The sequence below is a fragment of the Helicobacter sp. genome (assembly GCF_014799995.1).
Taxonomy (GTDB): Bacteria; Campylobacterota; Campylobacteria; order Campylobacterales; family Helicobacteraceae; genus Helicobacter_D.
In genome coordinates this window covers 12042-27603 of sequence record NZ_JAAVGY010000049.1, presented here as the reverse complement: position 1 = coordinate 27603, position 15562 = coordinate 12042, and the positions used below count along the sequence as shown (strand labels likewise).

Below are 15562 nucleotides of genomic sequence, written 5' to 3'. Positions count from 1 at the left end.
ACTTCAATAAATCAAACAATGGAATCTTAATTAAAATAGATTATCAAAGGCGAGATTTAAGATTATGGATTGCTTCGCTTCGCTCGCAATGACGAATGTAGTAATACGCAAAGTGGATAAGATTATGGATTGCCACGAATCGCAAGCGATTCTTACAATGACGCAAGAGGTAGCATAAGATTGCCACGTCGAAAATAAAGCTCGCAAGAACGAATTACTCGTGACGCAAGGCGTCAATAGGATTTAGCCTTGAGGCACGACGTGCGGGGAGGTAGCCAAAGAGTATTCCCATAAAAGCCGAAAACGCAAACGCAATAAACGCAATGCCATAATCAAAATTAAAAGGCAATTCCATAAGATAGCAAATCCCAAACGAACCAAAAAACGCTAAAAGGATTCCCAAGATTCCGCCCAATGCGCTAAGCGTCAAAGCCTCTATCAAAAACTGCAATAAAACCTCACTCTGCATTGCGCCAATGGCTAGCCGCGTGCCAATCTCTCGCGTGCGTTCGGTAACAGAGACTAGCATAATATTCATAATCCCGATTCCCCCGACAATCAGGCTTACACCGGCAATCGCACCTAAGAAAATTGTCAAATTCGCGGTGGTGGTTTGCATCATTTCAATGATTTGCTTTGTGTCCATAATCTCAAAATCATCTTTTTGCCCCTCGCGAATATTGCGAATCTCACGCAATGCGTTAGAAATCTGTGTCGTGGCTTGTGTAGAATCCACATTGTCTTTGAGCGAAATCATCAGCCTAGAAATGTTATAGAGCGTGCTAGACTTGGAGATACTGCGCTGATAGGTTTTCAAGGGAAGCAAAATCACATCGTCTTGGTCATTTCCCATTGCGCCCTGCCCCTTTTCCTCCAAGATTCCGATACATTCACACACAATGTTCCCTAATCGGATTCTGCTACCTAGAGGACTTGTAGAGGTTTTGTCAAATAAGTTTTTTTTCACGCTCGCACCGATGATACACGCATTGCTTCCCGCGCGATAGTCTTGCGCGCTAAAAGTCGTCCCGCTAGCAATATTCCAATTTGTAGCGATAAAGTATTCTGTATTGACGCCCTGAATCTGTGTCTGTGTGTTTTCTTGGCGGAATTGCACGAGAGCGGAAGTCGTAGAAATCGGAGCAATAGCGCGCGTGATATGCCCCACTTGCAAATTGAGTGCTTTAATATTCTCTAGGCTAAAGAGCTTTCTCCCGCCTCCGCCGATGTTTTGATTCCGCGCCGGGAAGACAAGCAAGATATTGCTTCCTAAACTACTCATACGCTCGGTAATGACTTGTGTCGTCCCATTGCCAAGTGTAATCATAATCACGACTGCACCTACACCGATAATAATGCCGAGCATTGTCAAAAGTGCGCGCAAGAAATTCCGCTTGATTTGGCGAAAGGCGAGAAAAAAGGCATTAAGAATCATTGCGTATTCCTTGCTTTATGGATTCTTTGCAATCTTTGCAAAAGTAGTGAAATGTGAGTGTGCGGGGTATGGATTGCCACGCATTTTTGCCAAAATGCTCGCAATGACGCGGTGGGGAAATTTTAGATTGCTTCATTTTGCGCTCCTTGCGTAGCAGAGGATAAGGAAGCCGAATCACTTTGAACCAAACCATCTAAGAATATGATTTCGCGGGTTGCATAACGCGCCATTTCTGGCTCGTGTGTAACCATTAGAATCGTGATTCCAGACTCTCTATTCAAACGCGCCAATATCTCCATAATCTCTATGCTTCGCTTGGTGTCAAGATTCCCTGTCGGCTCATCAGCGAGCAAAAAGAGCGGGCTAGAGGCAATGGCTCTTGCAATCGCCACGCGCTGTTGTTGCCCTCCGCTTAGGGCGTTGCTTTGGTGATTGTGCCATTCTCTTAAGCCGACCATTTCTAAAGCCTGCATTGAGATTCTAATCCGCTCTTTTTTGGGAACTTGACGATAGAGCAAGGGAAGCTCTACATTTTCTAATGCAGTCGTGCGCGGCAAGAGGTTGAATCCTTGAAAAATAAAGCCGATATAATGTCGTCTTAAAAGTGCCTTTTGCTTGAGATTTAAACGGCTCACATTCACGCCGCAAAATTCATAAACTCCACTGCTTGGGCTATCTAAACAACCTAGAATATTTGCTAAAGTGCTTTTCCCGCTCCCACTTGGACCCATAAGAGCGACAAACTCACCCTCTTGAATCTCTAAATTAATGCCACGCAAGGCTTCAAAGGCATTAGGAGGCTTCCCATAAGTTTTATGAATATTCTCTAGTGCGATAAAGGACATTATTTGTCTTCTCTTTGCGCGGTAATGACCTGCGTTCCTGCGGTAATCAAATCGCTAAAGATTTGCGTTTGCACTCCATCACTGATACCCACTTCTACCGCAATTTCTTTAGGGACGCCTCTTTCTAGCACCCAAACGCTAGAATTTGCTTGTGGCTTGTCCCCACCCCCACGAATGCGCTTAGGCGGACGCATTGCAAAGCTTAGCCCCGAAGAAGATTTAGCGGAATCCTTTTGAGGCACTGCTGGCGTGAAATAAAGCGCGCTTGAGGGAACTAAAAGTGTGTTTTTGGCGGAATCTGTTACAATATCTGCTGTCGCACTCATTCCGGGCTTTAGGAGCAAGTCTTGATTGCCTACATAAATCCGCGCTTCATAGCTGACAATATTATCCGCACTCTCGCTTGCACCGAAATTCACCCTATCCACGACTGCTTCAAAGGTTTTTTGGGGATAGGAATCCACGCTAAACTTCACACTCTGCCCTACTTTCACCTTGCCAATATCCGCCTCTGAAATGCTCACATTGAGTTCCATTTCCTCCAAATTCTCTGCGATGATAAAAAATTCTGGTGCTTGAAAACTCGCCGCGACACTCTGCCCTACTTCAATTGAGCGGCTAAGCACCACGCCGTCAATGGGGGTTGTGATTTGGGAATTTTTCAAATCCACTTGTGTGGAGCGAATCGCTGTTTCAATTTCTTTAATATTTGCCTGACGAATCCCAACCTCGCTTAAGGCTGCATTATAAGCGGTTTTTGCAACCTGTAAATCTAATTTGGAGGGAGTTTTGCCATTGGTGGCTTTAAAAAGTGTTTGTAACTGCCTATATTGCCACTCTTTCTCCTCTAAAGCCACTTTGGCACTTTTTAATTGTGCCTGCGCGCTTTGAAGTTGCGCTTCATAACGATAAAGGTCTTGCTCTATGCTCTCACTATCAATTTTGGCAAGAATCTGTCCTTTGCTCACTGCATCATTGACATCTACTAGCACTTCAAGCACGATTCCAGAAATCACCGAGCCAATAGAGACTTCGTGTGTCGGAGAAAGCGTGCCATTGGCACTAATGCTTGTTGAAATATCGCCCAATGTCGCTTCTTGTGTCGTATAAATATATTTTGGCTCTCTTGTCTGATACCAATAAATTAACGCAATGCACAGAATCACAAAGGCGAGGATTCCACCACCAATAAGAAAGAGTTTTTTATAATTTTTCTTTGGATTTAAATTGCTTAAAATTTCTTGCGTAGATTGCATTTCATTCCTTATTTACCAAATGTGGATTTTTAGATTCCAGATTCAAATCTCCCCCAAACGCTTTATACAATAAAACAAACGCCCTAAGATTCTCCAATCTCGCACTATTGAGTGATTTTTGCGCATTATTCAAGGAAGCGGCATTGAGTGCGTGCTCTAGGCTATCGATTAATCCCACAGAATGCCGATTAAAAGAAAATTCAAAATAGCTTTGCGCATTGTCAGCGCGGATTTGACTATTTTGCAGCTGCAAGGCGGTGCTTTGGACATTGAAGCTTGTATTTTCAATCTCACTTAGGGCGTTTTTAAGAGATTGTTGCAATGTGAGGTAAGATTCCTGCAAAATCGCATCTTGCAAAAAATAATTTTGCGTTAATTGTGTGCGATTCAAAATCGGCGCACTAAGAGAGCTTGCAAACTGCCAAGCAAGATTCCCGCTTGCTTGCGCATTAGAATCCAAAATCTCATTGAGATTCGCACTAATAGAGAGAATCGGAAACAAGCTTGCTTTCGCATTGGCTTTGGTATAAACTTGTGCGTGCAGACTCAAAAGTGCTGCTTTAATATCTGGGCGTGAGAGCAAAACCCTTGCGGGCAGGGAATCTAACTGCAACCTTATCGCGACCTTAGGGAGTGTTTGAGATTCTATTGTGAAAGGAATCTCTAGCATATCTAGCAATACCAAAAGGGCATTTTTGTTTTCCTCATAGAGACTTTTTAGGGATTCTAGGGTGTTTTGCTCGTTGGTGAGCAGATTTTGCTTGTCAAAAAGTTCTGTGCTATCTAGCAATCCATTCTCCACTTTTAGACGCGTAAGCTCTAAGGCTTCTTGATAGTGTAGGATATTCTCCTGCGTTAAGAGAATGTTTTGATGTGTTTCAAGCAGAGTAAAATAAAAAGTCGCCACATCTCCTAAAAGCGTGATTTTGGCATTCTCTAAATCTTGTAAGGCTTTTTCATAAAGAGAGACTCTAGCATTTTTGCTATGCTGCAAGCGTCCAAAAAGGTCAATCTCCCACGAAAGCGTTGCGCCCACTGCGGAAGTATAAGTTTGTGTTTTTTGTGTCGGTGTGGTGTTCGTGCGTGAATGCGATTCGTTCGCATTGACATTGGCATTTACCTGCGGAAAAAGTTCTCCCCAAGCACTCTTAAGCTGTGCTTTGGCTTGTAAAATTTTCGCATTCATTCTTTGCAAGTCTAGGTTTTTGTCCAATGCGATTTCAAAGAGATTCTCTAATGTAGAATCGTCAAATAAGATTTTGATTTGCTCACTTGGAGTTGCTTTATTTGTAGGTTGGGATTCTGTTTCAACGCTAATTAAAGGTGTGTTTTGAAAAGTTTGCGGGAGTGTTTGCGTGATTTCTGCTTCTGTTGGTAAATTTGCAGCACAACCTAGAAATATCCCACCTATTATAAAAAAGATAAAATATTTCTTTGAATGATGTAAAATTTGTTGTGCCAAAATTTCTCCTTAAAATAAAGCTGGCATTTTATACAAAAACGATTAACCAACACAAAACAAATGTGCAATTTAAAGGCACGAGAACTTTAAGGATTCTGCAAGATTTGCTGGGTGTTGATTTTAAAATCAAAGTATTTAGAACGCAACTTGGAAGCGGCAATCGTGGTAAATTGTGATGCGGCGGCATTAAAGTTTTTTTCTTGCAAGAATAGGATTCCATTTGCGATTCTTGTCTCATAATTTGTCGGGGCTTCTAGCCTAGAGAGTTGCAAAAGCGTAGCGGCATTTTCAATGTGTCCCGCGCCGATAGCAGAAACTGCGCCCAAAAAAAGCGTTTGGGTGTCTTGCTCTTTGAAATCATCAACCAAGCTATTATAAAGCGTGAAAGACTTTTCAAACTCTTGTAGATACAAATAAGTCAGTGCCAACGCCTGAATCACTCCGCGCGCATCGTTTTGCTCTGTAATCAAGCGCGTATCCAAGTCTTGCTGCACATAATGCAAAGTCCCAATAATATGTGCGATTTCAATATACATTTCACGCACGACAGACGCACCATAGTAGATTGGGTCTCTGTTAATCTTGGGGTCTTGGTAATAGCTCTGCAACTTTAAGGCAAGGGATTTGGGTTCGTCTTGATAGTTGAGGGCTAAAAGCGTTAGAAGGTTGCTAATGGGGTCATTAGGATACAAACGTTTCAATTCATTTGCGGATTTTACAAGCAAGGTTTGATTATTCATCTGCACGCCTTGTGCGAAATCCAAAGCATAATAAATTGCAACATTACTTTCTTTATCCTCAAGGAATTGCAAAGGCGTTGCGATTCCATCACGAGTAAAGTTTAACAACGCTTGGATAAAGGTTTGCTCCTCTGCGCTTCCTTGAAAATTCACGACTTCTTTTCCGATTTCGCTTTCTAAACGTCCTGTATCACGATAAGTTAGCTTGGCAGCAATCAAGGCAAAAACTCCTGCGTATAGGTCTTTTGGGTTGAGATGGAAAGAGCGCAAAAAATGCTGATAGGCTGCGTCAAAATTACCCATTTGCGCATAGTTTAAGCCTAGATTATAATGCAAAATAGAGTGGTTAGGATAGGTATTGACGACTTGTGTCAATAAGGCATTGGCAGTCCGAATATTGCCATTAAGCGTTTCTAGGATTGCGTTAGCGATATTGCGATTCATTCTTGAAATCGTTTGCCCACGCAATAAGATTTCTTTCGCCTCTTGTAGATTCTCAATGCGAATATTGATACCGCCCTCTTGAATCACATTAAAGGCTTCTTTGGCGTCAAAGACTTTATAAGACGCGAAGTAAAACAAAATATTGTAGGCGTTAAGTTTCTGTCCTGTGAAATTCTCCCAAAAACGTCTTTGGGCGACATTAATATCAAAAAAATCATCACGCAAGACAATCTTAATAGGGTAAGGGTTGCGCTTGAGGGCGTCTTCGTTTTGGGCGTATTTGTTAGCAAGATGTGCCGCTTGACTATAATCTGCTAATTGCAATTTGACAAGCATTAAAGCCATATCGGATTCTAAAGTGCTTCCAAAGGATTCAATGCTTTGTGTCAAAAGCCGATTTGCCTCGCCATAATCTCCGATACGCGCATAAAGCAAAGCGAGATTAAACCAAGTTTTGGGGTTGGTGGAGTTTTTGCTTAGTGCGTCAATGGCTTTGTAATTGTTATTAAAATACGCATACATCGCGGCTAAAAGCTGGTTACTCTCCTCTTGATAATAAGTAGAGGTGTTATGCACTAGAGAAGAAAAAGCCTCTAAATAATTGCCTAAATAAAAATTTGTCAGCGCATAGAGATAGGAATAAATCGGCAGATTCCCTGTTCTAGGAAGATAGGTTTGTGCAAGTTGCAAATAATAGCGGTATTTCAAGGGCTCGTGCAAATATAAAGAACAAATTGCGGCATTGAGTGCGCTAATCACCCTATCCTCCCCTAAGTCAATCGCCTTTTGAAAGGAATCTAACGCTTCTAAATAGGACTTTTCCTCCATTTGCGCAACACCCAAATTATAATTAGAAAGCCCTTCAGAATAGTTAGAAATCTTACCATACAAATCCAATGCTTCTTGTTTGTTGCCATTCACATAAAGAAAATTTGCCTTTTTGATGAGTGCTTCTAAGTTTTCGGCGTCTGTGATAATATCTGCGCCCTTATCAATGCTAAATTCCGCAGGAGGCAAGGCATCGGTTTGCGTTTGTGGTGGCTTGACTTCGTGCGTCAAAATCCAACCAATCAAGAAAATAAATCCAAGTAAGAAAAGTCCAAACAAAAGTGCCAAAACCACACTTAGTTTTTTGTGCTGATTGAAAAATTCTAGTAGTTTTTCAAATTTGCTTTGTGGCTTGGGATCTTTGGGCTCTTTTTTTAAAATATCATCTAAAACACTAAAATTATCATCTAGTTGGATTACCTGATTCTTTTCTTGATTTTCTGGCATTCAATTACCTTAAATAGGGCTCTAAAACTGCGGGAATCTTGATGTTTCCGTCTTTTTGCTGATAATTTTCCATAATCGCGACTAGGGTGCGTCCAACCGCCAAACTTGAACCATTGAGCGTATGCACTAATTTGTTTTTTTTGTTAGAATCTTTGTAGCGAATTTTGGCGCGTCTTGCTTGAAAGTCGCGCGTATTAGAAATAGAGCTAATCTCGCGATAACAATTTTGTCCGGGCAACCATACTTCAATATCTACCGTATTGCTTGCGCCAAACCCTAAATCCCCTCCACAGAGTTGCACCAAACGATGTGGAAGCCCCAAAGAGACCAAAAGTTCGGAAGCACAAGCAATCATACGTTCTTGCATCATCTCGCTTTCCTCTGGCGTTGTAATAGCGACAAGCTCTACTTTGTCAAATTGGTGTTGGCGAATGATTCCTCGTGTATCGCGTCCCGCACTCCCTGCTTCTTTTCTAAAACACGGTGTATAGGCTGTGAGCATTAAAGGCAAATCCTCTTCATCTAGGATTTCATCACGATAGAGATTTGTAAGCGTTACTTCTGCTGTGGGTATCAAATAAAGCTCGTGCCCTTTGGGTGCATTCTTATCGCAAGATTCCTCCTCCTCAAATTCTGATATTTTAAATAAATCATTTTCAAACTTTGGTAATTGACCCGTGCCAAAAAGCGTCTGTGCATTGGCAATTGCAGGCGTTCCAACCTCGCTAAATCCTCGCTTGGTATTGAAATCAAGCATATAATTGATTAACGCGCGTTCTATTTTCGCTCCCATTCCCATAAAGACGCTAAAGCGACTTTTGGCAAGCTTCACCCCGCGTTCAAAATCAATCCAACCATTTTGCTCGGCTAATTCCCAATGCTCTTTAGGCTTGAAATCAAAATGTGAGGGTTGCAATACTTTTTTGATTTCAACATTATCGCTTTCATCTTTGCCAAAGGGGGTTTTAGAATCAGGGATATTGGGGATATTATGGGAAAGTTCTTGAAGCTTATTCTCCCATAATTCTACTTCTTGGGCATAAAGTGCAATTTGTGCCTTTAATAAATCACACTCTGCCTTTAAGGATTGAATGTCTCCTCCTTCTTGCTTGATTTTGGCGAATAATTTAGTCTTGGCGTTTTGTGCGGCTTGCAATTCCTCTAAAGCGGATTTTTTTTGCTTGTAGTTTAGGCTACTTTCGCGCAATGTGTTTAAAAAAACCGCGTCAATGTTGCGTTTGGATAGTTTTTCCATTACCTCGTCAAAATGATGAATAAGAAGTTTTAAGTCAATCATAATAAATCCCAAAAATTAAATGGCTAGATTCTACACTAAGGCTTGTTAAAACACACTAAAAATTTACAAAAATCATCAAAAATTCCGCAATAATAATGTATAATTATAAATTATGTTTAAGTTTTGTTAGGTTTTAGCCTAAAAACAATTCATCTTATTTGGAGTTAAACTTGAATTCAGTCGGAAGTTTTGCAATCGTGCTTGGGATTTTGTGTGTCGTTTCAATCGTAATTTTAGCCGTTACAGGAATGTCAGTTAGCAAAAGTGGGAGCAAACTCACTTCTTTTGAAAAAAAGATTCTATTCATCGTGGCTTTCTCTATTTGTTTGGGAATTATTGTGCTCTATATTGTTTCTAATTTGAATCTATTTTTTGCATTGTTTTCTTAAACCTTTTGATTTTTCCAAGAACCGCTTTGAAAAATTTTCCAATAAACAAACGCGCGCAAAAAAGTTTCTATACAAATGCAAAGATAGATATAAATTGCGGGATAGCCTCTTGTGGCAATAAAGTAACATGGAGCAACGCGCAATCCCCAAATCATTAGACTATTAATCAAAAGGGTGATTTTGGTAATCCCAGCCCCACGCAATGCGCCATCAAGAATGCAAATAAATGCAAAGGCAATCTGTGAAACTCCAATGGGAATCAAATAGTTTGCACTTGCGCGGATTGTCGCGTAATCCTCACTAAAAAAACTAGACCAAAAGGGAGCAAAAGCCGTCATCAAAAATCCGACCACACCCATAAAAATGCCACCCAAAAGCAAGGTGTTTAAGGTAGAATATTTCGCTTCTAATGGCTTTCTTGCTCCAAGATTCTGACCCATTAATGCCATTGCCGCAATCATAAAGCCAAATCCCGGCATAAAAGCAAATCCCTCAATCCTCGTGGCGATTTGATAGCCTGCCAAATCATAAGTTCCATAAAGTGCGACAAATTTTGTCATTATAATAATCGCAAAGAGGGTAAAAAGACGCTCACAACCACTAGGAATCCCAACGATAAAAGCGCGTTTGATATAATCAAAATTGATTCTACCCCTAAGAGAAATGGGGCTTTTTTTATAAAACAAAAGGCAGGCAAACAGGGCAGAAGTTTCTAAGAAATTGACAATCAAAGTCCCAATGGCTGCACCAAGTACGCCCAATGCGGGCACAACAAAAAACCCAAAAATCAAAGTAGATTTCACGAGCGGATTTAAAAGCGTGATAAAAATCTTGATATAAAAGGGCAGTTTGGTTGCCCCGCTTGCAGAAAATGCAGAAATGCTCACTTGTTTTATCAGCAATAAAGGCACACTAAAGAGCACGACACTTAAATACTCACTCCCAATGCTATGCGCAGTGTGTTCTATCCCAATCCAAGTGAAAAAAGTATCAAAACCAAGAAATGCAAGGAGCATTAAAGGCAAAGAAAAACAAAAGGCAGCGAAACTCAAACTCACCACGACTTCATCGGCGGCTTTTTTATCATTTGCCCCCAAAAATCGTGAGACTAAAGCACTATTGCCTACAAAAATAATCGTTGTGAAAGCAAACACGAGCATAATAAAATTTAAGCTCACCCCCACAGCAACGATTGCGCTCGCTCCAAAAGTGCCAATCATCAACAAATCAATAGAGAGATTAATAATATCCAAAAGTGAATTTAAACCAGAGGGAATCGCAATGTTTAGGATTCTACGACTACGTTCTTTAGAATAGAATCGTATCTTGCCCCGCATACTCATCTCTCCTTGCCTCTTTGGTTTAAGTTTATTTAATGGTTATAGAATACGCAAAAACTAATTCAGTGGATTTGCTTCTTTAATGGCTCAAGCTTAGACAGAAATATTCAGATGAATAATCGTGCCGTCTTCTTTGGTTTGTATAGAATCCTGCGATTCTTGGGATTCTTTGGAATCTTCCTCTTGCTTTTTTTCTCGCTCTTCTTGTTCGGGTTCTTTGCCATTGCCCTCACGTTCGTCATTTACCTCAAGTATTTCCTCTGTGGGACGCACTTCTTTGATTTCCTCTTGGCGGTCTTGCATTTCTTGCAGATTCACCATTGCTTGGAAGTCAAGTTTCACTTGTGAATTTGCGTGTTGCACAGAACCCACTTGTGCGTTTTGATGAATATGTGTAATATTGCCAATAGGAGAAACTGCCATATTAATCCTTTTTAAGCTGAATCGTTTGCTCTTTGGCATAAACGACATTCGCGCCCAATGTGATTTTGACGAATTTACGCTTAGTATAATCCACCGCGTAATTTTCGCCACAACCTTTTGCGAATCCTACTAAAATTTGTGCAGCTTTTTGTAAGATTATATCAGAAATTTTAGATTTTCCACAATGGATAATGCAGTGCGAACTCGGAATCCCACGAATATGTAGCCAAATATCCTCTGCTTTGGCAGCTTTTAGCAATGCAAGATTTTCTCGCTCATTTTTGCCGATAGAGACTTTAACACCCCCGACAAAAAAACTTTCAAATGCCTTTAATCTCTGTTTGGATTCTTTGGTATTGGACTTTTTCTGCAAATTAGAATCCAAAATCTGCAAATCATTGAGATTTGTTACATTTTGTATCATCTTAAGCAAATTTTCATAAAAAAAGATTTTTTCTTTTAAATTTTCGGCTTGCAAATGGATATTTTTTGCTTTTTTGGCGAGTTTTTTGGAATTTTCAAAGAAAATCTGCGCACAATGACTTAGAGAATGGGCTTTATCTGGAAAGATAATTTTCTCATTCTCTAGTGAAATCTCCCTCCCTTTGAAGTTCGGATAAAGATAGAGATTCTGCAAAATAAGCTGTCCTAGATAGGCTTCCCTCTGTGCGCTGGCTTCCAAAATACTTTTATCCTCTAAAGATTCCAAATGCTGCTTTAATTGGGAGATTTTTTGAGTGATTTGCGTGCTAGATTTTGTAACTTTTTCTTTTAACTCCTTTGCCCTTAAATGATTGAAATTGTTTTCAAGTGTGCTGAATAATTCCCCCTCTTCTTTGAGCATTGGTGCAATCTCTGGCTGTGGCAAGGGCAAAAGTGGCTTTGCGATTCTCACCTCACGAAAGGATTGTTCTTTGGTGATATGGCGCAAGGCGTCCAATACAATTTGGTTGGAATCTAACAAAATCAAATTTGTATTTCTGCCCGTAAATTCGGCTTGCAAGATTACTTGAAAAGTTTTATAGCTATTTTGGGTTTGCAAGGTGAGTTGCAAAATACGATTATTGCCATCGGTTTTTGCTTGGACAATCAAGGCATTAAAGCAGTATTTTTGCAGGCTTTTATCAAAAGGAGCTTGATAGACTTTTGATGGAATCAGTGTCTCTTTGCTAACAAAAATCGTGCTTTTGCCCTTGCTTAAATCTATGAAAAACAATGTGCCATTAATGTCTATTTTAAACAAATTATCCGCGATTCTATAAATAGAACGCAATTTCAAAGGTGGGGTTTGATTCAAGTAATTTGCGAATTTTTGCAATGTGGAGAGATTCATATCTTCTCTTTTTAAGTATGTTATGCTTCATTGACGCGTTTGGTCGCAAACTCTAATGCCTCTTTTGTGATTTGCGCGCCACTAATCATTCGTGCAATCTCGTGGATTCTACCCTCTTTATCTAATGGAATAATCTGCGAACCTTGCGCACCCTTTTGCACCAAAAAGTGCGTATCCGCTAGGCTTGGCATATGGGATTGGTGTGAGATTGCAAAAACTTGATAACTACGAGAAAGTGCCTTGAGAGCCTCCGCAACGCCTTGCGATTCCTCCCCGCTTAGATTCGCATCTACTTCGTCTAAGATGATGATTGCCTGATTTTTTTCTTGCACACTCTGTGTGAGCAAAAGTGCGAGACGAAAGCGGTTAAATTCGCCCGAACTTAGGTTTTTTAGCTCGGTGTTAAGTGAGATTTCTAATAATTGATTGCCAAAGGGCAGATAAGATTCCACTTCCTTAATGGGATTCAATGCAACTTTGGCATTTGGCATTTTGAGCGAACTAAGAGCCCCACTTAGAGCATTACTGAAGCTTGCGAGCTGCTTCTCTCGCGCCTTTTGCAACGTATTTGCACTTTGTTCTAGGGATTCTTTGGCATTTTCAAATCGTAAAGTAGAATCCCTCAAAATAGAATCTAAGTTTTCATACTTTTCTAATTCTTGTTTTTTGGCTTCCAAATATTCTAATGCCTCTTCTACTCCACCATATCTGTGTTTTAGCGCACTTAAAGCCTCAATGCGATTCAAAATCTCCTCGGGATTTATGCTCTCTAAATCTCCTAACCGCTCACTTTCTTGCTCGCATAATTCCTCTAATTCGTTTAGAGCATTAACAATAGAATCCTCTTGCCTACCAATGAGATTTAAGAAATAAGAAATATGCTGACGATGACTTAAAAATTCCTGCACCCTCTGCAAACTCTCATTGATTTTTTCTTTTTTGGAAAGCTCTTTTTTGAGCTCTAAAAGCTCCTCGTATTCTCCCTTTTTGGGATTTAGGGATTCTAGTTTTTGGATTTCAAAACGTACAAATTCTTTCAGCTCTGCAACCTTTAATGCTTCCTCTTGTAGTTTTTTCAATGCAATTTTTGCATTTTGAAATTGCGCAAAAGAATCCTTATAAGTATTTAAAAGCGCGTTGTATTTGGAATCTTTAGAGCTACAAAAAGAATCAAAAACCAAAAATAAATTTTCTATGCTTGCCGCATCATCAAACTTCGTGCTTAAATGTTTTAAAAAGGGAGCAAATATCTGTTGTACCTTTTTTTTGGGAATATTTTGGGCGTTTAAAAAAAAGCGAATCTTGTCCTTTTTCGTCAATGTCAAAATCACTTCGCCCTCTTCTAAAAGCCCCTCAAACTCTTGTGCGATTCCTTGTAATTCCAAAGTCGCTTCTAAAACCTGCGCATTGCATTCACGCAAGCCAAAAAGCGCGAGAATAGACTCCATTAGCACGGATTTCCCCGCTCCACTTGCACCACTAAAAACATTAAAATGCACATCAGGGGTAAAGGTTGCGTCCTTAAAAGCGGGAGAGTTTTTAATCGTGATTTGATGAATCAGCATTTTTTGCATTACTCAAAATCTCCCCAATGGAATTTTTCTTTTAGAATCTTAAAATAATTCCAATGCGCATTATGAATCAACTTCACCCCATTGCTTTGCGCACGAATTGCGATTTTTTGACCAAATTTTAAGGGCTTGCTCTCTTGCCCATCAATCACAATATTACAACGTCCTTGTTCGCCAAGCTCTACTTGGATTTCAAAACTACTTGGCAAAATCAACGGACGTTGCGTCAAAGAATGCGCACAAATAGGAGTTAAAAGCAGATTATGCGAAAACGGATACACCACCGCACCGCCTGCGCTGATATTATAAGCCGTAGAACCCGTAGGCGTTGCGATGATTAATCCATCTCCATAATAAGAATTAAAATATTCTCCATCAATGTAGGCTTTAAGATAAATCATAGAAGTTTCTTCAAGACGTGAGAGAATAATATCATTGAGAGCAAAAAAACTTGCATTGTCCTCTCGCTCATTTTGTATCTTGCCCTCTAGCATAATGTGATTGGCGATATGATAATCTCCCTCTTTAAGATGAGGCAAAAAAGACGCAACTTCCTCTCTTTGCAAATCCGTCAAGAATCCTAAATGCCCCATATTGATACCCAAAATTGGCTTTTGGAATGCAAAAGAACGTCTCGCAGCAGAAATCAATGTGCCATCTCCCCCAATAGAAATGAGCGCATCGCATTCCTTGCAAAGCTCTTCAAAGTTTAAGCCCCGCATACCAATCATTCCAGCACTTAAAGAATCCAAAACAACTTGGAATCCCAACTCCACAGCCAAGCTTTGAAACTCTAAAAAATAAGCTTTTAACTCCGGAGTGGAGGGGCGCAAAAGCACGCCTAGCTTGTGAATGGGGGGATTTAGGCTCATTCTATTCTACAAAATAGGCTTTAATGCTATACCCGCGTTTGTTTTCTTGTTGCAAACTTGGACCTTCAAACACGGTCGCATTAGGAATCTTGGCATTAATTGCACGAATCGCATTCCAAGCACGGAAGCTCGCAAGCCCCTCTTGCTTCAACTCTGGAGACAATCCACGATAAGGATTCGTATCTACGATTCCTTGCACCTCAAAGGCAACTACGCGTTTATCGCTCTGCAATTCTTTATCTACCTTTGTCGCGATAGAAAGCAAACAGCTTTGTGGAATCTCCCAAGAACCAATATTCATAGAGAAACACTCGGCAATGATTTGTTTTTTGGGTTTAATCGTATAACGTAACCTCGCCATTGTATCAGCTTGCGCATTGCGTGCATTTTGCATTTCCTTGACAGATAGGGTCAATCCATCTACAGATTGTGAAAGCGTTGCAAGCTCTTTTTCTTTTTGATAAAGTGCCTCTTGCAAACGTTTAATCTCTTCATCTTTAGCAAATTCACTTGCAAAATTTGTTTGAGATTCTACAACTTCTCTAGCGGGTTTTGTTTGGAATCCTAACAAACCTTGCACCTTATTCAGCAAAGCCTCTCCGCTAGGCTGTGTCAAGAAATAATATCCTCCACCAAAAATCAATGCAATGAGCACAATTAGCAAAAACAAATAAGCCAGAAAACGATTCTTATTGCTTGAATCCTCATCTTCCAAAGAATATTCTACTTTATATTCTTTTTCTTTAGGTTTCGTTTTTGACTCTTCTTTTGAATCTTCTTTGGGCTCTTCTTTAAACTCCTCAAAACTGTCAAAAATATCATCAGGAATCGTAGCAGAATATATATCGTCGTTTAAATTCGTTTGATTTTGTGTTGCCAT

General features: G+C 40.1%; 14 protein-coding genes. All 14 read right to left on the bottom strand.

Features of this window, described 5'->3' with window-relative positions:
* Nucleotides 1–214: 214 nt before the first annotated feature.
* A complete protein-coding gene (locus HDT10_RS07775; protein ID WP_290881939.1) occupies nt 215–1435 on the bottom strand; it encodes an ABC transporter permease in 1221 nt (406 codons plus the stop codon).
* On the bottom strand, nt 1425–1571 hold the full coding sequence (locus tag HDT10_RS07770; RefSeq protein ID WP_290881937.1) for a hypothetical protein: 147 nt from the start codon (nt 1569–1571) through the stop codon (nt 1425–1427). The genes HDT10_RS07775 and HDT10_RS07770 overlap by 11 nt, the downstream gene beginning before the upstream one ends.
* The gene (locus tag HDT10_RS07765; protein ID WP_290881934.1) at nt 1558–2280 is read right to left on the bottom strand and encodes an ABC transporter ATP-binding protein; all 723 of its coding nucleotides are present in this window, start codon (nt 2278–2280) and stop codon (nt 1558–1560) included. Before HDT10_RS07765 ends, HDT10_RS07770 begins: the two co-directional genes overlap by 14 nt.
* The gene (locus HDT10_RS07760; protein WP_290881931.1) at nt 2280–3536 is read right to left on the bottom strand and encodes an efflux RND transporter periplasmic adaptor subunit; all 1257 of its coding nucleotides are present in this window, start codon (nt 3534–3536) and stop codon (nt 2280–2282) included. The genes HDT10_RS07765 and HDT10_RS07760 overlap by 1 nt, the downstream gene beginning before the upstream one ends.
* A gap of 1 nt (nt 3537) precedes the next feature.
* The gene (locus HDT10_RS07755) at nt 3538–4998 is read right to left on the bottom strand and encodes a TolC family protein (RefSeq protein ID WP_290881927.1); all 1461 of its coding nucleotides are present in this window, start codon (nt 4996–4998) and stop codon (nt 3538–3540) included.
* Nucleotides 4999–5084: 86 nt separating this feature from the next.
* A complete protein-coding gene (locus HDT10_RS07750; RefSeq protein WP_290881925.1) occupies nt 5085–7457 on the bottom strand; it encodes a tetratricopeptide repeat protein in 2373 nt (790 codons plus the stop codon).
* A 4-nt stretch (nt 7458–7461) separates the two neighbouring features.
* Nucleotides 7462–8754: a serine--tRNA ligase gene (serS, locus tag HDT10_RS07745; RefSeq protein WP_290881923.1), complete on the bottom strand. Its 1293-nt coding sequence runs from the start codon at nt 8752–8754 to the stop codon at nt 7462–7464.
* Nucleotides 8755–8908: 154 nt separating this feature from the next.
* Nucleotides 8909–9061 carry a hypothetical protein gene (locus HDT10_RS07740; RefSeq protein WP_290881920.1) on the bottom strand — a complete coding sequence of 51 codons (153 nt, stop codon included), beginning with the start codon at nt 9059–9061 and terminating at the stop codon, nt 8909–8911.
* Nucleotides 9062–9139: 78 nt separating this feature from the next.
* Nucleotides 9140–10480, bottom strand: a complete 1341-nt coding sequence (locus HDT10_RS07735) for an MATE family efflux transporter (RefSeq protein ID WP_290881917.1) — start codon at nt 10478–10480, stop codon at nt 9140–9142.
* A 96-nt stretch (nt 10481–10576) separates the two neighbouring features.
* The gene (locus HDT10_RS07730) at nt 10577–10906 is read right to left on the bottom strand and encodes a hypothetical protein (RefSeq protein WP_290881916.1); all 330 of its coding nucleotides are present in this window, start codon (nt 10904–10906) and stop codon (nt 10577–10579) included.
* A gap of 1 nt (nt 10907) precedes the next feature.
* Nucleotides 10908–12239, bottom strand: a complete 1332-nt coding sequence (locus HDT10_RS07725; RefSeq protein WP_290881913.1) for an NFACT family protein — start codon at nt 12237–12239, stop codon at nt 10908–10910.
* 20 nt (nt 12240–12259) lie between these two features.
* Complete coding sequence (locus HDT10_RS07720) at nt 12260–13813, bottom strand: DNA repair protein (protein ID WP_290881911.1); 1554 nt, start codon at nt 13811–13813, stop codon at nt 12260–12262.
* Entirely contained in the window at nt 13813–14682 is an 870-nt protein-coding gene (locus HDT10_RS07715; RefSeq protein WP_290881909.1) for an NAD(+)/NADH kinase, read from the bottom strand. The genes HDT10_RS07720 and HDT10_RS07715 overlap by 1 nt, the downstream gene beginning before the upstream one ends.
* A gap of 1 nt (nt 14683) precedes the next feature.
* The gene (locus HDT10_RS07710) at nt 14684–15562 is read right to left on the bottom strand and encodes a hypothetical protein (protein ID WP_290881907.1); all 879 of its coding nucleotides are present in this window, start codon (nt 15560–15562) and stop codon (nt 14684–14686) included.